A 20,456-nucleotide genomic window follows, 5' to 3' on the forward strand; every position below is an offset into this window, starting at 1 on the left:
TGCAGGGGAAGCCCATTATTGCCCGAAGCTGCCACGAAGATGCAACAGCGGGTGGGTCCGGCTGGGCATTTCCCCCCGCTTGCCCCACAGATTGACAGGGGGTTGGAACCTGTTAAGCGTCAACCCGCCTTGCCGCCCGGCCATTTCCAAGGCATCCCGGCCGGTAAGGATCAGCGGATGGAGGACCCGGCTATGCCCAACACCAAGACCCAGAACGACCTGGCAAATGCCATCCGGTCCCTCTCCATGGATGCAGTGGAGAAGGCCAATTCCGGCCATCCCGGCCTGCCCATGGGCTGCGCCGATATCGCCACCGTGCTCTTTACCAAGGTCATGAAGTTCGATCCGTCCCAGCCCTGGTGGGCCGATCGCGATCGCTTCGTCCTTTCGGCCGGCCATGGCTCGATGCTGCTCTACTCCTCGCTCTATCTCCTGGGCTACGAGGACATGACCATCGAGCAGATCCGGAATTTCCGCCAGCTCGGCTCCAAGACGGCCGGTCACCCCGAATATCACTTCGCCCCCGGCATCGAGACCACCACCGGCCCGCTCGGCCAGGGGCTCGGCAATGCCGTCGGCATGGCGATTGCCGAAGCCAAGCTCTCGGCCGAATTCGGCGCCGATCTCGTCGATCACCACACCTGGGTGCTTGCCGGCGATGGCTGCCTGATGGAGGGCATCGCGCAGGAGGCGATCTCGCTTGCCGGGCACCTCAAGCTCAACAAGCTCACCGTCATCTGGGACAATAATGACATCACCATCGACGGTTCGGTCTCGAACGCCGATTCCACCGACCAGATCGCGCGCTTCAAGGCCGTCGGCTGGAACACGATCGAAGTCGATGGCCACGATCAGGATGCGCTCGAAAAGGCGCTGCTGACTGCCAAAGCGAGCGATCGCCCCACCCTGATTGCCGCAAAGACCACCATCGGCTTCGGCGCGCCCAACAAGGCCGGCAGCCACGCCGTGCACGGCTCGCCGCTGGGCAAGGACGAGCTTGCCGCCGCCAAGGCGCAGCTGGGCATCGACTATCCCGCCTTCGAAATCCCCGCCGCGATCCTTGAATCCTGGCGCGCCGCCGGCACCCGTTCGGCCAATGCGCGCGGGGCCTGGGAAGGCCGCCTCGCCGCTGCCGATGCCTCCCTGCGCAGCGAGTTCGAGCGCCGCATGGAAGGCAAGCTGCCCGAGGGTTTTGCCGAGGCCATCAACGAGGCCAAGCGCAAGCTCGTCGCCGACAAGCCCAAGGTGGCCACCCGCAAGGCAGGCCAGATGGCGCTCGAGGTCATCAACGGCCTTCTGCCCGAGACCATCGGCGGCTCGGCCGACCTCACTGGTTCCAACCTCACCAATACCAGCCACACCAAGCCCTTCACCGCCACCGACCGGCTCGGCCGCTACATGCGCTACGGCATTCGCGAGCACGAGATGGCGGCGGCCATGAACGGCATTGCGCTCCATGGCGGGTTTTTGCCCTATGGCGGCACCTTCCTCGTCTTTACCGACTATGCCCGCCCCTCCATCCGCCTCTCGGCGCTGATGGAACAGCGCGTGGTCTATGTCATGACCCATGATTCCATCGGTCTGGGCGAAGACGGGCCGACCCACCAGCCGGTCGAGCACCTGACGGCGCTGCGTGCCATTCCCAACCTGCTCGTCATGCGCCCCGCCGATGCGGTGGAGACGCTCGAATGCTGGCAGATCGCGGTGGAAAGCAGCGATGCGCCCGCGATCCTCGCGCTTTCGCGCCAGAACCTGCCGGCCCTGCGCATAACCGACAGCAGCGAAAACCTCTCTGCGCGGGGCGCCTACCGCATAGCCGGAGAGGCGGGTGCGGCTGCCGCGATCTTTGCCACCGGCTCGGAAGTTGCCATCGCCGTCGAGGCGCAGAAGACACTGGCCGAACAGGGCATGTCTGCCCAGGTCATCTCCGTGCCCTCGATGGAGCTCTTTGCCCGCCAGCCGCAATCCTATCGCGACGACCTGCTCGCCGGCGTCAAGGCCAGGGTCGCCATCGAGGCCGGGCTCGGCATGAGCTGGTGGAAGCTTCTGGGCGACAAGGGGCGCTTTGTCGGCATGGAGGGCTTTGGCGCCAGCGCGCCGGCCGAGGCGCTCTACGCCCATTTCGGCATCACCGCCCAGCACGTTGTTGAAGCCGTCACCGCGCAGTTGTAAGAGCGGCGGCAGCCGCCCCGTTCCTCTTAATCCGCCAAGGAGAGCCCCATGGCCGTCCGCGTCGCAATCAATGGCTTTGGCCGCATCGGACGCAACATCCTGCGTGCCATCGTCGAAAACGGCCGTACCGACATCGAGGTCGTGGCCATCAACGATCTCGGTCCGGTCGAGACCAATGCGCACCTGATCCGCTTCGACAGCGTGCATGGCCGCTTCCCCGGCGTCGTTACTGTCGAGGGCGACACCATCAATGTCGGCACCGGACCGATCCGGGTGACCGCCATCCGCAATCCCGCCGAGCTGCCGCACAAGGAGCTTGGCGTCGATATCGTGCTCGAATGCACGGGCCTGTTCACCACGCGCGAGAAGGCTGCCGCCCATCTCGCCGCCGGCGCAAAGAAGGTGCTGGTTTCGGCCCCCGCCGATGGCGCTGACCTGACCGTGGTCTATGGCGTCAACCACGACAAGCTCGCCTCCGAGCATATCGTGGTCTCCAACGCCTCGTGCACCACCAATTGCCTGGCGCCGCTCGCCAAGGTGCTCAACGACACCGTCGGCATCGAGAAGGGAATGATGACCACCATTCATTCCTATACCGGTGACCAGCCGACGCTCGACACGATGCACAAGGATCTCTATCGCGGCCGCGCCGCCGCGCTGAGCCAGATCCCGACCTCGACCGGTGCGGCCAAGGCCATCGGCCTCGTGCTGCCCGAGCTCAAGGGCAAGCTCGATGGCGTCTCGGTGCGCGTGCCGACGCCCAACGTCTCGCTGGTCGATCTCAAGTTCATCGCCAACCGCTCGACCACCGTCGAAGAGATCAACGATGCGCTGAGCGCCGCCGCTTCGGGCGCCCTCAAGGGCGTGCTCGCCGTCACCCGCCACCCCAATGTCTCGATCGATTTCAACCACGACCCGCATTCCTCCACCGTGGCGCTCGACCAGACCAAGGTGATGGGCGGCAATTTCGTCTGCGTTTTGTCGTGGTACGACAATGAGTGGGGCTTCTCGAACCGCATGTGCGACACCGTCGCCGCGCTCGGCCGGACGCTTTAAGACTTCGGCCGCAGAGGCGGCCGCGATCCACAGGTTCGAAGGGCCCGCCGGCATCGCCGCGGGCCCTTCGCATTGAGGGAGGATACCCACGATGCCCGATCATCTGCTGCGCTGGCGCGGGCTCGAAACCGTGGGGCTCGAGCACTGCCATGTGCGCGAAGCCGAAAACGGGGTCACCGTCGAAAGCCTGCTGATCGCTTCGGCCGGTCCAAACCCCATTGCTGCCGCCTACACGATGGTGCTCATGCCGGACTGGACGTTCCGCAGCATCCGCATCGAGCGCCCGGGCCATGCACTCTGGCGCCTTGCCCACGACGCAACCGGCCGCTGGACCATCAACGACACCCCCGCCCCTCATCTTGAGGGCTGCATCGATATCGACCTGTCGGGCTCCCCGCTCACCAACACCCTGCCGATCCGGCGCGCCCGCCTCCTCGCCAATGTTCCGCAACGCTTCGAGATGGCGTGGATCGACGTTGCGGACCTCAGCGTGCATCGCGATGGCCAGATCTACACCCGCCTCGATGCTCATCGCGTCCGCTACCAGTCGGCCGACAGCGAATTCGAGGCGGTGCTGACCCTCGATGACCACGGCTTTGTGCGCGACTATCCGGGGCTCTTCACCCGGCTCGGATGATCGCTCACCCGTTCCGCTCGGCAGCCCACCCTGCTATACCCGCCGCGATTGCATCCAGCGGAGACCGGCAATGGCCAGCTTCAAGACCCTCGAGGACGCCGACCTTTCCGGCAAGACCGTCATCGTGCGCGCCGATCTCAACGTGCCGGTCGAAAACGGCGAGGTCACCGACGCCACACGCATCGAGCGGCTGGTGCCGACCCTCAACGAAATCCTCAAGCGCGACGGCAAGGTGGTGCTGCTCTCCCATTTCGGCCGCCCCAAGGGCAAGGTCGATCCCGAATTCAGCCTCGAGATCGTCGCCCCTGTTCTGGCCGAGCTCGCCCATGCACCGGTCGGCTTCGTGCCCACCGACTGGGTCGACCTCGCGGAGGCCCGCAAGGCGATCGCCGAAGCCCCGGCCGGCGCGATCCTCCTGATGGAAAACACCCGCTTCCACCCCGGCGAGGAAAAGAACGACATCGAGCTCGCCCGCCGCATGGCGTCGCTGGGCGAAATCTATGTCAACGACGCCTTTTCGGCGGCCCACCGCGCCCACGCCTCCACCGAGGCGCTGGCCCATCTCCTGCCCGCCTTTGCCGGCCGCTCCATGGCCGACGAGCTTCTGGCCCTCGAAAAAGGCCTTGGCGCGCCGCGCCGCCCGGTGATCGCGCTGGTCGGCGGGGCCAAGGTCTCCTCCAAGATCGACCTGCTCGAAAACCTCGTCACCAAGGTCGAGGCGCTGGTGATCGGCGGGGGCATGGCCAACACCTTCCTTCACGCGCTGGGCATGGGCGTCGGCCGCTCGCTCTGCGAAAAAGACCTCAAGGACACCGCCCTGCGCATCATGGACAAGGCCGAGACGGCGCGCTGCGCCATCATCCTGCCTATCGATGCCACCGTTGCGTGGAAATTCGAGGCCGAAGCCCCGCACCGCTTCTATGGCGTCGATGCCATCGATCCCGACGGCATGATCCTCGACATCGGCCCCGGCTCTATCGAGCGGGTCAAGGCCGCCATCGACGAGGCCGGCACGCTGGTGTGGAACGGCCCGATGGGCGCCTTCGAGATGCATCCCTTCGATACCGGCACGCTCGACATCGCCCATCACGTCGCAAAGCGCACCAAGGCGGGCAAGCTCGTCTCGGTCGCCGGCGGTGGTGACACGGTTGCGGCCCTCGCCAAGGCTGGCGTCAAGGATGAGCTGAGCTATGTCTCCACCGCAGGCGGGGCCTTCCTCGAATGGATGGAAGGCAAGCCGCTCCCGGGCGTCGAGGCCCTGAAACAGGCCTGAGACCGCGGCTCGGGCGGCACGATCGGCGCGCAGGCCAGGAATTTCGCCTGCGCGCAGAAAGTTCCGCGCCCCGCCATCAAACCAATGTCTAATCGCGCCCGGCCCGGCCTGTGCCTATTTTCCGCGCAGGTCCCAGCAACCCGGAGCAGCACACAGATGGCGTCCCTCAACGCGATAGCCCAGAAACTCGTTGAAAGCGGTAAGGGCATTCTCGCTGCCGACGAATCGGAGGGCACCATCGCCAAGCGCTTCGCGCTGATCGGGCTGCCGGTGACGCTGGAAAGCCGCCGCGATTATCGCGAGATGCTGTTCCGCTCGACCGAGGCGATGACCAATTACATCTCCGGTGTCATCCTGACCGAGGAAACGCTGGAACAGTCCGCCGCCGACGGCACCCATTTCCGCGACATCCTCGCCGAAGCCGGCTGCATCCCCGGCATCAAGGTTGACCGCGGCACGATGCCGATGCCCGGCAGCAAGGACGAGAAAATCACCGAGGGCCTCGATGGCCTGCGCCAGCGTCTCGGCCATTATGCCCGCCTGGGCGCGGGCTTTGCCAAGTGGCGCGGCGTCATCGCCATCACCGGCTATGCCCCCACCCGCAACGGCATCCGCTCCAATGCCCATGTGCTGGCCCGCTACGCCGCCCTTTGCCAGGAGGCCGGCATCGTGCCGGTGGTCGAGCCCGAGGTTCTGGCTGATGGCGAGCCCGGCGATCACGACATCGCCCGCTGCGAGGAAGTGACAGGCGAGACCTTGGAGGCCGTGTTCAGCGAACTGCGCCTTGCCGGCGTCGATCTCTCGGGCATGCTCCTGAAGCCCAACATGGTGCTGGCCGGCACCCGCGCCAAGGATCGCCCCTCGGTCGAGGAGGTCGCGCGCCGCACCGTCGCCACCCTGCGCGCCCATGTGCCGGCCGCCGTGCCGGGCATCGCCTTCCTCTCGGGCGGCCAGTCCGACGAGGAAGCCACCGCCCATCTCTCGGCCATGAACCAGAGCGCCAACCTGCCCTGGAAGCTGACCTATTCCTATGGCCGCGCGCTGCAGACCGCTGCGCTCGTCACCTGGGGTGGCGATCCGGCCAATGTCGCCAAGGCGCAGGAGGCCTTCACCCACCGCGCCCGCATGAATTCCCTGGCCTCTCTCGGCCAGTGGCGGCCCGAGCTCGATCTGGCCGCCTGACCCCCTATTCAGAGCTACGTCTTCCCGACGTAACCTTGGGGCGCCTCGCAAGGGGCGCCCTTTTTCTTGGTCCACGCGCTTGAAGCTCCACGAAAACCTGCGGCATCGCTGCCGGGCGCGCGTGCCCCCGTGCATTCCCCATTGGCCTCGGTTATAACCCCCGCCATGTCAGACGCCTCGCTCTCAACCCAGATCTATCTCGTCATGCCCCGCCAGGGCTCGGCCGGCGACCTCCTGCCGCGTCTCTCGGCGGCGCTTGCCGCCCATCCCGTCGCGGCCGTGCTCGTTCAGCGCGGCGAGCGGCCCGAGGCGGCCTACAAGACCCTTGTGAAATCCCTGCGCGAACCTGTGCAGCAGGCCGGCGCCGCCCTCATCATCGAGGGTGAGCCGGGCTTCGTGCGCCTCCTGGGCGCCGATGGGCTGCATGTCACGGGCGGCACGGGCGCCGTGCGCGAGGCGATCGAGACGCTGCGGCCCGATTTCATCGTCGGGGCCGGCGATGTGCGCACCCGCCACGATGCCATGGCCAAGGGCGAGCTCGAGGTCGACTACATCCTATTTGGGCCGCTTTCCGGGTCTATCTCGGACGAAAGCCGCGAAATGGCGCGGTGGTGGGCTGAGACGATGGAAATACCGAGCGTGCTTGCCGATCCCGAGGCCGATCTGGCCGATCTCGACCCGGGCGTGTGCGAATTTGTCGGCGTCGGGCTTGCGGCGCTGGAGCGCGGCTGAGATGGCGCGGCGCCTTGCCGCCCTCGGGCTTGCGGTGCTGCCCCTGCTCTTTCCGGCAAGCCTGCTCGCCCAGCAGGGCGGCGATGCCGAACAGGCCGAGCAGGCCCGCTCGATCAGCGAGCAGATTTTCGGCGCACCCGAGCCGTCGGGCGGGACACCCGTGGCGCCGGCCCTCCCCACTGCGAGCGATGCGCCGACCCTGCCGTCCCCCACGGAGCCTGCCCCCGCCGCCGCACCCGCTGCCCCGGCCAACGAAGTGACGCCCGAAGTGCCGCAGGCACCGGCCCGTCCGATCGACGAGGCCTATGGCGCCTTCCAGCGCGGCTATTTCCTCACTGCGCTGGCCATCGCTCTGCCCCGCGCCGAAGCCAATGATGCCGCCGCCCAGACCCTCATCGCCGAAATCTACGCCAAGGGCCTCGGGGTGGGCCAGAATTTCGAGCGCGCTGCCGGCTGGTACACGCTGGCAAGCCGCAATGGCGACCGGCTCGCGACGTTCGAGCTCGCCATGATGTATAATGAGGGGCTGGGCGTGACACGCGACCGGGCGCGCGCCGCCGAACTCTTCCGCCAGGCCGCCGACCAGGGCTATCCGCCCGCCAAGTACAATCTCGCCCTGCTCCATGTCGAAGGCCAGTACGCCACCCCCAGCCTCACCCGCGCTGCCGAGCTCATGGCCGAGGCCGCCGCTGCCGGTCTCCCCGAAGCCCAGTATGATTATGGCATCATGCTGATGGAAGGCGCCGGCATTGCCCCCGATGCCGCCGCCGGCGCGGCCCAGATCGAGCTCAGCGCCCAGCAGGGCTATGTCGCCGCCCAGGTCGAATATGCCACGCTGCTCTATCTCGGGCGCGGCGTCGAGCGTGACCGCGCAGGCGCGGTGAACTGGTATCGCGAGGCCGCCAATGCCGGCAATGCCGTGGCCCAGAACCGCCTTGCCAAGCTGCTCGCCGTCGGCGAAGGCGTCACCCTCGACCTCGAGGACGCCGCAATGTGGCGCGCCCTCGCCCGACGGCAGGGCCTCAACGATCCCGAGCTCGATCGCCTGCTCGTCTCGATCCCCGAGGCCGATCGTGCCCGTGCCGAGGAACGCGCCCGCTTTTGGCCCTCCCAGCCCCCCACTGCCACCGCCGATGCGGGCACGCCCGTGCCCGATTTTGGCGGCGTCGAGCTCGCAACGCCCTGATCTCGCGCAACCGGCCTTGAACCGCGCCCCGATCTGGGGCACAAGGCCGGCCCATCCCCCTTTTCACCGATTTCGAGGCAGAAGATGCGTTCCGCCCTGCTCAATGTCATGGTCCAGGCCGCCCTTGCTGCCGGCAAGTCGCTGGTGCGCGATTTCGGCGAGGTCGAGCATCTGCAGGTCTCGCGCAAGGGCCCGGCCGATTTCGTCTCCAATGCCGACCGCCGCGCCGAGCAGGTCGTCTTCGACGCGCTGCGCAAGGCCCGCCCCACCTATGCCTTCCTGATGGAAGAAGGCGGCGAGGTCGCCGGCACCGATGGCCAGCATCGCTGGATCGTCGACCCCCTCGACGGCACCACCAATTTCCTCCACGGCATCCCGATGTTCGCCGTCGCCATCGCGCTTGAGCGCGGCGACGAGATCGTCGCCTCGGTCATCTACAACCCGGTGATGGACGAGCTCTACACCGCCGAAAAGGGCGGCGGCGCCTGGCTCAACGATCGTCGGCGCCTGCGCGTCGCGGGTCGCCGCCATCTCGCCGACGCCGTGGTCTGCACCGGCATCAAGGTCACCGGCACCGAGAACGATACCCTCACCCTGCGCCAGCTCGGACAGATCGCTCCGGCGGTGGCCGGAATCCGCCGCACCGGCAGCGCATCCACCGACCTCGCCTGGCTTGCCTCTGGGCGCTTCGATGGCTTCTGGGAAGCCAGGCTCGCCCCCTGGGACGTGGCGCCGGGCCTGTTGATGGTGCGCGAGGCCGGCGGCAAGGTCACCGATTACGCCGGCTCCACCGGCGCGATCTGGAACGGCCAGGTCGTTGCCGGCAACGAGCAGATCCAGGGCCAGCTCCTCAAGCTCGTCCAGGGCGTCCGCTGAACCGGCTGTGACCGCTCCGACCGTCAAATGCGCCGGCCCGTGCCCCAGCGGCATGGCCGCCAAGCCATTGTCACGCCTTGATGGTGTGACTAAGGTCCTCTTAACCTCTTCTCATCGCGGGCCCGGCAATGTCGCAGAGCTATGATCCCTATCATCTGGCCAGCCCGACGATCTACCTGATCAAGATCATCGTCTTCCTCGTGCTCGTCGCGCTGGTCGGTGCCATCCTCTACAGCCAGATCCTGACCTTCTTCTGGGCCAACCCGTTCATCAACGGGCTGATCTTCATCACGCTGTTCATCGGCATCATCCTGAGCTTCCGGCAGGTCATACGGCTCTTTCCCGAGATCGCCTGGGTCAATTCCCTGCAGGATGGGCAGATTCCGCAGCAGCAGCCCGTGCTGCTCGCGCCCGTCGCCGGCATCCTGCGCAATCGTCTGGGCGAGGCGATCATCACGCCGGCCTCGATGCGCTCGATCCTCGATTCGGTGGGCAACCGGCTCGATGAAGCCAAGGATACCTCGCGCTATCTCACCGGCCTGCTCGTCTTCCTGGGCCTGATGGGCACCTTTTACGGCCTGCTCGAAACCGTCACCTCTGTGGCCGGCGTCATCCAGGCCCTCGATGTCACCGGGCGCGACACCACCACGCTCTTTGCCGATCTCAAGGATGGGCTGGCGGCGCCTCTGGGCGGCATGGGCACGGCCTTCTCGTCCTCGCTGTTCGGGCTCGCCGGCTCGCTGGTCCTCGGCTTTCTCGACCTCCAGACCAGCCAGGCGCAGAACGCCTTCTATACCGATCTCGAGGACTGGATGACCTCGATGACCGAGCTCGACCATCCCATGACCCAGATGCAGGCCACCGGCCTCGGGCTTTCGGGCGATGAGATGAGCGAGATGTTCGAGCGGCTGGGCACCACCATGCAGTCCTCCAATTCCTCACAGAACGCCATCCGCGCCATGGCGGAGCTGGCGCGCGGCATCGATGGGCTCGTCAAGCATATCCGCGCCGAACAGGCCGATCTGCGCACCCACATCACCGAGCAGGGCGAGACCAACCGGCGCCTGCGCGAGCTGATCGAAGCCATGCTGCGCGAAGACGAGAAGGACAGGCGCACGTGACCGCGCTGCTGCCGGCCCCGGCGAAAGGGCGCTGAGCCATGGCATCGCTCTCGCGCAATCGTCGCTCGCAAAGCGCCAATTACTGGCCCGGCTTCGTTGATGCGCTGTCGAGCCTCCTGCTCGTCATCATCTTCCTGCTCTCGCTGTTCATGCTCACCCAGTTCTTCCTCAACCAGGAGATTCTGGGGCGCGATAGCGCGATGGCGCAGCTCAATTCGCAGATCGCCGAACTGACCGAGATGCTGCAGCTCGAGCGCGCCGATGCCGAGGATTTCGAGACCTCCATCGCCACCCTCAGCGCCACGCTGATGGATACCGAGGCGCAGCGCGACAGCCTGTCCGCCCAGCTTGCGGCGCTGGGGTCCGGCGAGACCGACAAGGACGCGACCATCGCCGGCCTTTCGAGCGATCTCGAGGCCGAGCGCGATCTCTCGCGCGAAGCCTCGGCCCAGGTGGCGCTGCTCAACCAGCAGCTGGCCGCCCTGCGCACCCAGATCGCAGCGCTCGAACAGGCGCTCGAGGCTACGGAGGCGCGCGACACCGAAAATCGCGGCCAGATCGCCGATCTCGGGCGGCGGCTCAACATCGCGCTGGCCCAGCGCGTGCAGGATCTTTCGCGCTATCGTTCGGATTTCTTCGGGCGCCTGCGCGAGATCCTTGAGGGCCGCGCCGATGTGCGTGTGGTGGGCGACCGCTTCGTCTTCCAGTCCGAGCTGCTCTTTGATGCCGGCCTTGCGGAGGTTTCGCCCGAGGGCATACCCGGCCTGCAATCGCTCGCCCAGGCTATCCTCCAGCTCCAGACCGAGATCCCGCCCGAGATCAACTGGGTGCTGCGCATCGACGGGCACACCGACGTCAGGCCCATCAACACCCCGCAATTCCCCTCAAACTGGGAATTGTCGGCGGCCCGTGCCATCTCGGTGGCGAAATATCTCGTCTCGCAGGGCGTCCCCGCCAACCGGCTGGTCCCCGCCGGCTTCGGCGAATTCGCCCCCATCGATCCCGGCAACACCGACGAAGCCTACCGCCGCAACCGCCGCATCGAGTTCAAGCTCACCGAGGGGTGACTCTATTGAGAACCTCATGGTGAGGAGCGCCGCAAGGCGCGTCTCGAACCACGAGGGCCGGGCACTCCACGATTCCTGCCCCCGCAAGTCGCCCCTGCGAAAGCAGGGGCCTCAGTTTACAATGCGTTCCCGGTCAACAGAGATTCCTGTTTTCGCAGGAATGACACCGCGAATGTAGCAACACCACGCCCCCCGCCCTCGTGGTTCGAAACGCCTCTTCGAGGCTCCTCACCATGAGATCGATCGAGCCCTGCGCCAGTCAGACCCTCACCCCGAGGAGGCCCGCAAGGGGCGTCTCGAAGGGCGAGGTGCGGGCACGCCCCCCTACCCTGCCTGCGCCAGCTCGCCCCGGAACTGCAGCTTCGCCAGCTCGGCATAGCGCCCGCCCTTGGCGACCAGCGCGTCATGGGTGCCCTGGTCGATGAGCCGGCCCTTTTCGAGCACGAGGATGCGGTCAGCGTCGCGGATGGTGGCGAGGCGGTGGGCGATCACCAGGGTCGTGCGCCCCTCCATCAGCCGCTCCAGCGCCGTCTGCACCAGTTGCTCGCTCTGGGCGTCGAGGGCGCTCGTCGCCTCGTCCAGCAGAAGGATGGGCGCGTCCTTGAGCAAGGCCCGGGCGATGGCGAGGCGCTGCTTTTGCCCGCCCGAGAGCATCACGCCGCGCTCGCCCACCAGCGACTGGTAGCCATTTTCGAGCGCAACGACGAAATCATGCACCAGCGCCGCGCGCGACGCCGCCTCGACTTCGGCATCGGTGGCATCGGGCCGGCCGAAGCGGATGTTTTCCGCGATCGTGCCGGCAAAGATCGTCGGCTCCTGCTCCACATAAGCAAAGCGCTTGCGCAATTCGGCGGGCCGCACCTGCCGCACATCGATGCCATCGACGAGAATGGCGCCTGCCGTCACGTCGTAAAAGCGCTGCACCAGCGAGAACACGGTGGATTTTCCGGCGCCCGACGCGCCAACCAGCGCCACCGTCTCCCCCTTTGCCACGCTGAACGAGAGATCGGTCAGCACCCGGTCGTCGTCGCGCGTGCGATAGGCGAAATCGGCGTGGCGGAACTCAACCGTGCCCCTGGGCGGCACCGGCAGCGGCAGCGGATTGGCAGGCGCCTCGATGGTCGACTTGGTATCGAGGATCTCGATCAGCCGCTCGGTGGCGCCGGCAACGCTCGCCAGCGTGCCGGCCAGTTCCGAAAGCGCCGTCAGCGCATTGGTCGCCATCAGCGCATAGATGATGAACTGCGCCAGTTCGCCGGCCGTCACCGCACCATCAAAGACCGATTTGGCGCCCCACCAGATCAGCACCACGAGCGCCGTGGTCACCATGAACATGATGCCGCCCATGAGGCCGGCGCGCGCCCCCAGGCGCGTCACCTCGGCGACATAGCTCTCCTCGGCGCGCTGCGAATAGAGCTGGCCCTGCACCGGCTCCTGCACGAAGCTCTTGATGGTCTTGGTCGCGCCCAGCGCCTCGGTCGCCATGGCCGACATCTCGGCGAGCGCATCCTGTGTCCGCCGCGACATCCTGCGCAGCCGCCGGGCCAGCAGGATCACCGGAATGATGAGGCTCGGCGCCACCACCACCACACCCATCGCAAGGAAGGGGCTGGTGAGGAACATCATGATCACCGCGCCCGTCATCGTCACGATGCCGCGCAGGATCATCGAGAGGCTCGAGCCGATGGCGCCACGGATCGTCGCCACGTCGCCATTGAGCCGCGAAGTCAGCTCGCCCACCCGATGAGTATCAAAGAAGGTCGCATCCAGCGTCAGGAGGTGCTCGAACACGGCGCGCCGCAAATCGGTCAGCACCCGCTCGCCCAGAAGCGAAACGAAATAGAAGCGCGCCGCGCTCGCGGCCGCCATCACCGCGGCGATGGAAATGATCAGCCAGCCATAGCTCGCCACCATTTCGAGATTCTGGGCGATGAAGCCCTGGTCGATCACCCGACCCGCGATCGCCGGGATGCCCAGCGAAGCGATGGCCGCGACCAGCAGGAACAGCAGGGTGAAGGTCAGCCGCCACGGATAGCGCAGCACGAAAGGCAGCAGCCGCCGCAGCGGCTTCAGCGATCGGCGCCTCGCCGCCTCGGCGGCATCGGGCTCATTGGGGCCGGCCGATCTTTGCCGACGGCCGAAGACGTTTGGTGCGGTTCTCAAGGCGCCATCGGTATAAGGAGGTTCCCGCTCCCCCGCAAGCGCGGCGGCGCCGCAGGCAGGCATCGGGCCTGCCTCTGCGCCAAAGGCCGCATGCCGGCCCGCCAGCCCTTGCGGAGGCCGGTGTTTTTCTCTAAGGAGACGCCCAAGATCACGCAACGGCTTTGCGGGCGCCTTGGCGCCCGTTTGATTTGAGGCAGCGCCATGAAGAAAGACATCCACCCGGACTACCACGAGATCACCGTGGCGATGACCAACGGCACGACCTACAAGACCCGCTCGACTTACGGCAAGGCCGGCGACGTGCTGCAGCTCGATATCGACCCCTCCACCCATCCGGCGTGGACCGGTGGCACGGGCCAGCTCACCGATCGCGGCGGCCGCGTCTCGCGCTTCAAGGAAAAGTTCAAGGGCTTCCTGGGCAACTGAGCCCGGCGCAGCACTTTCGAAAATGCGAAAGCCCGGCCATCGCGCCGGGCTTTTTGTTGGTCCTTGCCCTGGCGGTCTGCCGGGAGGGCGCCGCTCAGCCCTGCCGGCCGAAAGCGGCCTTGAGCCGGGCCATCTGGTCGGCGAGGTCGTTGGCATGCAGGGTCGCGCGCTCGGGCATGCTGCCGCGCTCGAGCCTGTCGAACTGCACCACCCGCTCGAAGAGCCTGTCGCCGCGCCCGATGAAGACGCGCAGCGTTTCGGGCAGTTCGGAAAAACCGGGGCCGCCCCGCTCCGATGGTGTGGCGGAAAATTTCACCTTCTCTTTTTCCTTGCGGGCATTTTCGGGCGTGATCTCGCCCTCGTTCACCGCCCGCTGCAGCAGCAGCCATGAGGCCAGTTGCATCAGCCGCGTCGTCAGCCGCATCGATTCGGTGGCGTAGAGAAAAGCGCATTCGCGCGACAGCGCCAGGCTTTGCGAGCGTCCGTCGCCATCGAGATAGGCGGCCACCTCCTCGATCAGCGCCATGCCTTCCTGATAGAGCCCGGCAAACCCTCCCGAGGACACGATGCGCGGGCCGATCGCCACTGCGGAGGGAAGATCTTGTGTCATGAAAAGCCGATATCCTGCCTGTTCGGGCCTTGGGCCAGCAGAAACCTGCCCGAAGGTCGCCGCGACAGCATAAACCGCAAAGCGTTGACCAAGCATTGACTTGCCGGCAATTTTGGCCTTGCCGATGCAGCATTGCTGGACAAAGAAAAAGAGCCGCTGAAGACAGCGGCCCTTGAAAGTTAACAGGGAGGCGTCAAACAGAGAGAAAACCGCTCTGCAAGAGTCCAAGCTGGACACTGCTCAATTTAGAGGCAAAAACTTAACCGGCGATTAAGGGCAGAGGATTTCTTAACCCTGATGCGCCTCAGAGCTTGAACAGTGCCTCGGCCGCTGCACGCGTCGACCGGCGTTCGCCGATCGCGGCCCTGAGCCGGGCGATCTCGGCCTCGAGCAGCCCGATGCGCCATTCGAGTTCCTCAGCCGAGAGCGTGTCGATCACCATGCCCAGATCGTGGCTGACGGGTTTGCCCCTGCGCGCGTCCTCATCCATCCTCGCCTCCTCACCATCCTTGCGTCAGACTCTAGCGTGCCCGATCGCGCCTGCAAGCGCCGCGGGGCAAAACAGTGGAATCGGCTGCCAAACCCGCCTGGAGCGGGGACAATTCAATTGAAATGCTGAGGTCCTCCGCCTATATTGGCGCTCGTTCCCCCTCAGCACTGCGCAAGAGGCGGAGCGGTCCGGAAGCTCCCGGGCCGCGCCAGAAGGAGAAGTATTACCATGGCTACGCCGCTGCTTATGCCCAAGGCCACCGCCGTATGGCTGGTCGACAACACGGCCCTGAGCTTCGAGCAGATCGCCGCCTTCTGTGCCCTGCATCCGCTCGAGGTCCAGGCCGTGGCCGATGGCGATGTCGCCGGCGGCATCATGGGCGTCAACCCCGTCCAGAACGGCCAGCTGACCCGCGAGGAGATCGCCAAGGCCGAGGCCGATCCGAGCTACCGCATGAAGATGAGCGAGCCCAAGGTGCGCGTCGCCGCCGCCAAGCGCAAGGGCCCCCGCTATACCCCGATTTCGCGCCGCAACGAGCGCCCCAACGCCATCAAGTGGCTGTTGCGCAACCATCCCGAAATGAAGGATGCGCAGCTCATGCGGCTCGTGGGCACCACCAAGTCCACCATCGATTCCGTGCGTGACAACACCCACTGGAACTCGGCAAATCTGGTCGCGATGGACCCGGTGACGCTCGGGCTGTGCAGCCAGATCGATCTCGACCTCGAGGTCAAGCGCGCCTCCAAGGGCCAGGCCGTGCCCGAGGAAAGCGATGGCGGCACGCGCCTGCTCACCGCCGAGGAAGCCCTCGCCAATGCCGCAGCGCGCAGCGGCGCCACCGAGCATGGCGGGGATCGGGAGGATGTGCGGCGCGAGGAAGAGCTCGATGCCGCCTCAGTCTTCGCCCGCCTCAAGTCGCTGAAGTCGAGCGACGACGAGTAAGCCCGTCCCTGTCCGCGATACGAAAAAGGCCACCGCGCCGCCGCGCGATGGCCTCCGATAAAACCCTAGAACCGGCGAAAATTTCGGCGCCGGCAGCCCGGCAGAAGGTCAGGCGGCGACCTTCATGCGGGCGAGTTCGTCCTTGATTTCGAGTTTCTTGCGCTTGAGGGCCCTGATCAGCAGCTCGTCGCGGGTGGGCCTCAGCATTTCCGCGTCGATCTGGCGGTCCAGTTCATTATGCCGTCTTTCCAGAGCGGCGATATGGCCTTCAGTCGTCATGACAACTCCTTTCAGGGGTTTGGACGAAACGATCGTCACAGAACTTTCATCTGTTGTCGATGGGCTCCCGTCCTTCGCGATCGCGTCGCGCCATCGAATGCTGATGCAATTCCGTTACCGATCCCTTAACCACTTGGGGACGAAATACGAGGCTTCAACCCCGCCGCGAGACGATTCTCATGCTGCCGCTGACACGGGAACAGGAAGCTGCCCTCGGTCTCGAACTGGCCGCCAAGCGGCAGGAGCATGCCGATCTCGATGCGGCCATTCACACCCTCGTGACCTCGGGCGTTGCCGACCGCATGCTCATCCAGCGGCTCAAGAAGCGCAAGCTGACCCTCAAGGACCGCATCGTCCAACTCGAGAAGATCCTGCTCCCCGACATCATCGCCTGAGCCCTCAGCCTTTCGGCTGGCTTGAACGCCGGGCGGCTTTCCGCTATTGCCCGATTTTGCCGCGTCCGGGGGCCTGCCGATGCTCGAATCTCCGCCCGTCGCCATTGTCATGGGCAGCCAGTCGGACTGGCCGACCATGCGGCATGCCGCAGACACGCTCGACACGCTCAAGATCGACTATGAGGCGCGCATCGTCTCGGCCCATCGCACGCCCGAGCGGCTGGTCGATTTCGCCACGCGCGCCAAGACCGATGGATTTCGCATCATCATCGCGGGGGCCGGCGGCGCTGCGCACCTGCCCGGCATGATCGCGGCGATGACCCCCCTGCCCGTCTTTGGCGTGCCGGTGGAATCCAAGGCGCTGTCGGGGCAGGACAGTCTCCTCTCCATCGTGCAGATGCCCGGTGGCATTCCCGTGGGTACGCTCGCCATCGGCAAGGCCGGTGCCATCAATGCCGCGCTGCTTGCTGCGGCCGTGCTCGCACTGTCTGATGAGGACATCGCAGACCGCCTCGACGCGTTCCGCCGCGAGCAGACCGAATCGGTTGCGCTGTTCCCAGCCGATGAGGGCTGAGCCCGCAACCGCGCCCCCTCTCCGCTTCGCGCTGACCCCTTTCACCCGCGCATTCCACTCGCCCTGTCTCAAGGTTTGCCCATGTCTGCTCTTCCCCTCGGCGCCACCATCGGAATTCTGGGCGGCGGACAGCTGGGCCGCATGCTGGCCCTCGCGGCGAGCCGGCTCGGGGTTAAAAGCCATATCTATTGCCCCGATCCGGCCAGCCCGGCCTTCGACGTCACCCCGCTCAAGACGGTTGCGGCCTATGAGGATGAAGAGGCGCTGCGCCGCTTTGCCGCCTCGGTCGATGTCGTGACCTATGAATTCGAGAACGTGCCGGCCGAGACAGCCCGCATCATCGCCGGCATCGTGCCGCTGCGCCCCGGCGCCGAGGCCCTCGCGGTCTCGCAGGACCGGCTGGCCGAAAAGCAGTTCATTTCCGGCGTCGGCATTCCCGTCGCCCCGTTCTGCAAGGTCGAAAGCCTTGCCGATCTCGACGCGGCCATCGCGGCGCTTGGGCTTCCCGCCGTGCTCAAGACCACGCGGCTCGGCTATGACGGCAAGGGCCAGCGCACGATCCACAAGCCCGAGGATGCGGCCGAGGCCTTCGCTGCGCTCTCGCCCAAGCCGCTGGTCCTCGAAGCCTTCATCCCCTTCGAGCAGGAGATTTCGGTGGTCGTCGCGCGAGGGCTCGATGGCGCGCTCGCCGCCTTCGATCCGGCAGAAAACCTCCACCGCCACCACATTCTCAAGACCAGCACCGTGCCGGCCGCCATCCCCGCTTCGCTGGCCGCCGAGGCGGTGCGAACCGCCGGCGCCATCGCCACCGCGCTCGACTATGTCGGGGTCATGGGGGTCGAGTTCTTCGTTGCACCGGGCACACCGGGCGGGCTCATCGTCAACGAGATCGCGCCGCGCGTGCACAATTCGGGCCATTGGACCGAGGCCGTCTGCGTCACCGACCAGTTCGAGCAGCATATCCGGGCGATTTTGGGCTGGCCGCTGGGCGATCCGATGCGGCTGGCCGATGTCGTGATGGAAAATCTCGTCGGCGACGAGATCGCCGCCATCCCCGATTCCCTGGGGCCCGGCATGCGCCCGCACGCCTATGGCAAGGCCGAATCCCGCCTAGGCCGCAAGATGGGCCACATCAACCGGATCATCCGGCGGACCGGCGCAAAATAGGCGAATTTCGGCGTTTCGGGGGAGTGGACAAGGCAGGGGCGGTGCTCTATATACGCCCACCAACGGTGACTGGCATTGCTGGTCGGCGCCCGGCCCTTTGGCCCGGACGTTTATCCTCATAGACCCGAGATGGATGAAGGGCGGTAGCGCTTGCAAGTAGTTGTTCGCGATAACAATGTCGATCAGGCCCTCCGGGCACTGAAGAAGAAGCTCCAGCGCGAAGGCGTCTTCCGCGAGATGAAGCTTCGCAACTATTACGAGAAGCCGTCTGAGAAGAAGGCGCGCCAGAAGGCCGAGGCCGTTCGCCGCGCCCGCAAGCTGGCTCGCAAGCGCGCCCAGCGTGAAGGCAGCCTGCCCACGCCGGTTCGTGCCGCCCGGCCGTAAGATTCGGTCACCTGGAATTTGAAGACGCCGTTCCGCAAGGGGCGGCGTTTTTGTTTGCGCCACCCTGCCCTGCCGATGGATGGCATTGCATCTTTCGCGTTCAGCCGCCGTTCAGTGGCAGCGGTGCAGATGAAGGCCGACCATTCGCGGCCTCACCAAGCCGCGACTGGTGGCGGACGTCCTGATGCGGGAGCCGCAGTGTCGGGGGGCAGGCGCAGCTTGCTTCCCTAATCTGCGCATCTCGAATAGAATTTCCGCCATTGGGGCATCATTCACCGAGGGACTACCCATGAAGAAGATCATTGCCGCGGCCGTCGCGGCGCTCGTTATTGCCGCGTCCGGCACAGCCGCCCAGGCGCAGTCGCGCGTGGAAGTTGGCCGCCTGTCCTGCGATGTCGCTGGCGGCATCGGCTTTATCATCGGCTCGTCCAAGGACATGACCTGCCGGTTCATCCGCAAGGGGCACCGCACCGAGGTCTATCAGGGCCGCATCGACAAGATCGGCTTCGATATCGGCGTCACCGGCCGCACGCAGATCGAATGGCTGGTGTTTTCCGGCTCCACCAACCGCGTCGGCCCCCGCTCGCTGGCCGGCACCTATGCCGGGGCCTCGGCTGAAGCCACGCTCGGCGTCGGCCTCGGCGCCAACTGGCTCGTCGGCGGCTCGCAGCGCGGCTTTGCCCTCCAGCCCTGGAGCATCCAGGGCCAGACCGGCCTCAACTACTCCGTCGCCCTTGCCGGCCTGACGCTCTACTGATCGCAGCGCGTCGTATTCTGAGCGCACTACGATCCTCATCCTGAGCCTGTCGAAGGACGAGGATCGTCTTCCCCGATGACGGTTACAGGCCGGTCTAGCGACCGGCCGTTTTCATTGCGCCATGGCGCTTTCGATGAAGGGCTCCGCCTCGGCCCAGATACCGCGATCCCACAGGTCGCTGTGCCCGGCACCCTGCACGATCCACAACGGCCCCGGATTGCGCAGCCGCTGGTGCACCCGCTCGCCATGGGACACCCCGATGGTCTCGTCGGCGGTGCCATGCCCCACAAAGGTCGGCTCATCGACCATCTCGATCCAGCGCTCCACAGGGAACTGGTCGAACATCAGCCATTCCACCGGGAAGAACCAGTACCGGTCCCGCGCCACCGAAACCGCTGACAAGAACGGGGTTTCGAGAATGAGCGCACGGGCATCCCGTTCGCTCGCCAGATAGCTGGCCGGCCCTGATCCCAGCGACCGGCCCCAGATGACGATGGGAGCACCCTTCTCCGCCAGCCAGTCATAGGCAATGAGCGAATCGGCCAGAATATTGGTCTGGCTGATCTCGCCCGGCGATCCCGGAAAGCCGCGATAGTCGAAGGAGAGGAAGCCGTAGCCGGCCTCCTGGAAGGCCTCGAACCGGTAGTGCTCGAAGGTGTAGCTGCCCGCATTGCCGCGCAAATAGAGGATCACCGGCTTGCCCGGCTCCCTCGGCGGCGCATACCAGCCGGCCACCACCTGTCCGTCGCTCACCGGCAGGCTGATGGTCTCGACGCCGGTAAGCGTCGTCTCGCTCAGCGCATAGACGCGGCCGGTGGGGTCGTACTGAAACTGCCGCTGCAGCACATAGAGCCCCACGAGCCCGGCCAGATAGGCGAGCACGGCGACGAGCCCCAGCCCCACTATGATTCGGCGTATGATCTTCACGCGATCCTCCCGCGAGCGCAGCGTGGTCGCATGCGATTAC

At 66.1% G+C, this 20,456-nt stretch carries 22 protein-coding genes; 17 read left to right on the forward strand and 5 right to left on the reverse strand.

What is annotated here, in order from left to right:
• The first annotated feature begins 177 nt into the window (after positions 1-177).
• The 10 genes from tkt (at position 178) to BT183_RS08660 (ending at position 11,302) form a co-directional block, all read left to right on the forward strand.
• A complete protein-coding gene (tkt, locus tag BT183_RS08615; RefSeq protein WP_244545266.1) occupies positions 178-2,172 on the forward strand; it encodes a transketolase in 1,995 nt (664 codons plus the stop codon).
• Positions 2,173-2,220: 48 nt separating this feature from the next.
• Positions 2,221-3,228, forward strand: coding sequence for a type I glyceraldehyde-3-phosphate dehydrogenase (gene gap, locus BT183_RS08620; RefSeq protein WP_072340998.1), 1,008 nt, complete (start codon positions 2,221-2,223; stop codon positions 3,226-3,228).
• A gap of 91 nt (positions 3,229-3,319) precedes the next feature.
• Positions 3,320-3,865, forward strand: coding sequence for a putative glycolipid-binding domain-containing protein (locus BT183_RS08625; RefSeq protein ID WP_072341001.1), 546 nt, complete (start codon positions 3,320-3,322; stop codon positions 3,863-3,865).
• A gap of 70 nt (positions 3,866-3,935) precedes the next feature.
• Positions 3,936-5,138, forward strand: a complete 1,203-nt coding sequence (locus BT183_RS08630) for a phosphoglycerate kinase (RefSeq protein ID WP_072341004.1) — start codon at positions 3,936-3,938, stop codon at positions 5,136-5,138.
• A 156-nt stretch (positions 5,139-5,294) separates the two neighbouring features.
• The gene (locus BT183_RS08635; RefSeq protein WP_072341007.1) at positions 5,295-6,320 is read left to right on the forward strand and encodes a class I fructose-bisphosphate aldolase; all 1,026 of its coding nucleotides are present in this window, start codon (positions 5,295-5,297) and stop codon (positions 6,318-6,320) included.
• Positions 6,321-6,485: 165 nt separating this feature from the next.
• The gene (locus tag BT183_RS08640) at positions 6,486-7,052 is read left to right on the forward strand and encodes a thiamine phosphate synthase (protein WP_072341010.1); all 567 of its coding nucleotides are present in this window, start codon (positions 6,486-6,488) and stop codon (positions 7,050-7,052) included.
• Between the two features lies 1 nt (position 7,053).
• Positions 7,054-8,238, forward strand: a complete 1,185-nt coding sequence (locus BT183_RS08645; protein ID WP_072341013.1) for a tetratricopeptide repeat protein — start codon at positions 7,054-7,056, stop codon at positions 8,236-8,238.
• Positions 8,239-8,322: 84 nt separating this feature from the next.
• Positions 8,323-9,114: an inositol monophosphatase family protein gene (locus BT183_RS08650; RefSeq protein ID WP_072341016.1), complete on the forward strand. Its 792-nt coding sequence runs from the start codon at positions 8,323-8,325 to the stop codon at positions 9,112-9,114.
• A gap of 128 nt (positions 9,115-9,242) precedes the next feature.
• Positions 9,243-10,235, forward strand: a complete 993-nt coding sequence (locus BT183_RS08655) for a flagellar motor protein MotA (RefSeq protein WP_072341019.1) — start codon at positions 9,243-9,245, stop codon at positions 10,233-10,235.
• A gap of 38 nt (positions 10,236-10,273) precedes the next feature.
• Complete coding sequence (locus tag BT183_RS08660) at positions 10,274-11,302, forward strand: peptidoglycan -binding protein (protein ID WP_072341022.1); 1,029 nt, start codon at positions 10,274-10,276, stop codon at positions 11,300-11,302.
• A 324-nt stretch (positions 11,303-11,626) separates the two neighbouring features.
• On the opposite strand, the gene BT183_RS08665 is transcribed toward BT183_RS08660, so the two are convergent.
• Positions 11,627-13,465: an ABC transporter transmembrane domain-containing protein gene (locus BT183_RS08665; protein WP_072341806.1), complete on the reverse strand. Its 1,839-nt coding sequence runs from the start codon at positions 13,463-13,465 to the stop codon at positions 11,627-11,629.
• Between the two features lie 201 nt (positions 13,466-13,666).
• Between BT183_RS08665 and rpmE the strand changes: the two genes are divergently transcribed.
• Positions 13,667-13,891: a 50S ribosomal protein L31 gene (rpmE, locus tag BT183_RS08670; protein ID WP_072341025.1), complete on the forward strand. Its 225-nt coding sequence runs from the start codon at positions 13,667-13,669 to the stop codon at positions 13,889-13,891.
• A 94-nt stretch (positions 13,892-13,985) separates the two neighbouring features.
• Here the strand turns inward: rpmE and rcdA are convergent, their stop codons facing one another.
• A complete protein-coding gene (gene rcdA, locus BT183_RS08675; RefSeq protein WP_072341809.1) occupies positions 13,986-14,501 on the reverse strand; it encodes a protease adaptor protein RcdA in 516 nt (171 codons plus the stop codon).
• Positions 14,502-14,805: 304 nt separating this feature from the next.
• Positions 14,806-14,991 (reverse strand): DUF1192 domain-containing protein, encoded by a 186-nt coding sequence (locus BT183_RS08680; protein ID WP_072341028.1) that lies wholly within the window; start codon positions 14,989-14,991, stop codon positions 14,806-14,808.
• Positions 14,992-15,219: 228 nt separating this feature from the next.
• Between BT183_RS08680 and BT183_RS08685 the strand changes: the two genes are divergently transcribed.
• Complete coding sequence (locus tag BT183_RS08685; protein WP_072341031.1) at positions 15,220-15,933, forward strand: DUF1013 domain-containing protein; 714 nt, start codon at positions 15,220-15,222, stop codon at positions 15,931-15,933.
• A 108-nt stretch (positions 15,934-16,041) separates the two neighbouring features.
• Here the strand turns inward: BT183_RS08685 and BT183_RS08690 are convergent, their stop codons facing one another.
• Entirely contained in the window at positions 16,042-16,212 is a 171-nt protein-coding gene (locus BT183_RS08690; RefSeq protein WP_072341034.1) for a YdcH family protein, read from the reverse strand.
• Between the two features lie 179 nt (positions 16,213-16,391).
• Between BT183_RS08690 and BT183_RS08695 the strand changes: the two genes are divergently transcribed.
• The 5 genes from BT183_RS08695 (at position 16,392) to BT183_RS08715 (ending at position 19,489) form a co-directional block, all read left to right on the forward strand.
• Entirely contained in the window at positions 16,392-16,607 is a 216-nt protein-coding gene (locus BT183_RS08695) for a YdcH family protein (RefSeq protein WP_143145711.1), read from the forward strand.
• Between the two features lie 79 nt (positions 16,608-16,686).
• Positions 16,687-17,181, forward strand: coding sequence for a 5-(carboxyamino)imidazole ribonucleotide mutase (gene purE, locus BT183_RS08700; RefSeq protein WP_072341037.1), 495 nt, complete (start codon positions 16,687-16,689; stop codon positions 17,179-17,181).
• Positions 17,182-17,262: 81 nt separating this feature from the next.
• Entirely contained in the window at positions 17,263-18,348 is a 1,086-nt protein-coding gene (locus BT183_RS08705; protein WP_072341039.1) for a 5-(carboxyamino)imidazole ribonucleotide synthase, read from the forward strand.
• A gap of 150 nt (positions 18,349-18,498) precedes the next feature.
• The gene (rpsU, locus tag BT183_RS08710) at positions 18,499-18,732 is read left to right on the forward strand and encodes a 30S ribosomal protein S21 (RefSeq protein ID WP_072341042.1); all 234 of its coding nucleotides are present in this window, start codon (positions 18,499-18,501) and stop codon (positions 18,730-18,732) included.
• 289 nt (positions 18,733-19,021) lie between these two features.
• Complete coding sequence (locus BT183_RS08715; RefSeq protein WP_072341045.1) at positions 19,022-19,489, forward strand: DUF992 domain-containing protein; 468 nt, start codon at positions 19,022-19,024, stop codon at positions 19,487-19,489.
• Between the two features lie 111 nt (positions 19,490-19,600).
• On the opposite strand, the gene BT183_RS08720 is transcribed toward BT183_RS08715, so the two are convergent.
• The gene (locus tag BT183_RS08720) at positions 19,601-20,416 is read right to left on the reverse strand and encodes an alpha/beta hydrolase (protein ID WP_143145712.1); all 816 of its coding nucleotides are present in this window, start codon (positions 20,414-20,416) and stop codon (positions 19,601-19,603) included.
• Positions 20,417-20,456: the final 40 nt, after the last annotated feature.

This window comes from Devosia enhydra (assembly GCF_900119845.1).
Classification (GTDB): Bacteria; Pseudomonadota; Alphaproteobacteria; order Rhizobiales; family Devosiaceae; genus FPKU01.

Bases quoted from the DNA above. Each gene is read 5' to 3' on its own strand.
- rpmE (WP_072341025.1), top strand. From the start codon at position 13,667: ATGAAGAAAGACATCCACCCGGACTACCACGAGATCACCGTGGCGATG.
- BT183_RS08625 (WP_072341001.1), top strand. From the start codon at position 3,320: ATGCCCGATCATCTGCTGCGCTGGCGCGGGCTCGAAACCGTGGGGCTC.
- BT183_RS08695 (WP_143145711.1), top strand. From the start codon at position 16,392: ATGCTGCCGCTGACACGGGAACAGGAAGCTGCCCTCGGTCTCGAACTG.
- BT183_RS08680 (WP_072341028.1), bottom strand. From the start codon at position 14,991: ATGGATGAGGACGCGCGCAGGGGCAAACCCGTCAGCCACGATCTGGGC.
- BT183_RS08655 (WP_072341019.1), top strand. From the start codon at position 9,243: ATGTCGCAGAGCTATGATCCCTATCATCTGGCCAGCCCGACGATCTAC.
- tkt (WP_244545266.1), top strand. From the start codon at position 178: ATGGAGGACCCGGCTATGCCCAACACCAAGACCCAGAACGACCTGGCA.
- BT183_RS08660 (WP_072341022.1), top strand. From the start codon at position 10,274: ATGGCATCGCTCTCGCGCAATCGTCGCTCGCAAAGCGCCAATTACTGG.
- purE (WP_072341037.1), top strand. From the start codon at position 16,687: ATGCTCGAATCTCCGCCCGTCGCCATTGTCATGGGCAGCCAGTCGGAC.
- BT183_RS08635 (WP_072341007.1), top strand. From the start codon at position 5,295: ATGGCGTCCCTCAACGCGATAGCCCAGAAACTCGTTGAAAGCGGTAAG.
- BT183_RS08645 (WP_072341013.1), top strand. From the start codon at position 7,054: ATGGCGCGGCGCCTTGCCGCCCTCGGGCTTGCGGTGCTGCCCCTGCTC.
- gap (WP_072340998.1), top strand. From the start codon at position 2,221: ATGGCCGTCCGCGTCGCAATCAATGGCTTTGGCCGCATCGGACGCAAC.
- BT183_RS08630 (WP_072341004.1), top strand. From the start codon at position 3,936: ATGGCCAGCTTCAAGACCCTCGAGGACGCCGACCTTTCCGGCAAGACC.
- BT183_RS08705 (WP_072341039.1), top strand. From the start codon at position 17,263: ATGTCTGCTCTTCCCCTCGGCGCCACCATCGGAATTCTGGGCGGCGGA.
- BT183_RS08685 (WP_072341031.1), top strand. From the start codon at position 15,220: ATGGCTACGCCGCTGCTTATGCCCAAGGCCACCGCCGTATGGCTGGTC.
- BT183_RS08690 (WP_072341034.1), bottom strand. From the start codon at position 16,212: ATGACGACTGAAGGCCATATCGCCGCTCTGGAAAGACGGCATAATGAA.
- BT183_RS08640 (WP_072341010.1), top strand. From the start codon at position 6,486: ATGTCAGACGCCTCGCTCTCAACCCAGATCTATCTCGTCATGCCCCGC.
- BT183_RS08650 (WP_072341016.1), top strand. From the start codon at position 8,323: ATGCGTTCCGCCCTGCTCAATGTCATGGTCCAGGCCGCCCTTGCTGCC.
- rcdA (WP_072341809.1), bottom strand. From the start codon at position 14,501: ATGACACAAGATCTTCCCTCCGCAGTGGCGATCGGCCCGCGCATCGTG.
- BT183_RS08715 (WP_072341045.1), top strand. From the start codon at position 19,022: ATGAAGAAGATCATTGCCGCGGCCGTCGCGGCGCTCGTTATTGCCGCG.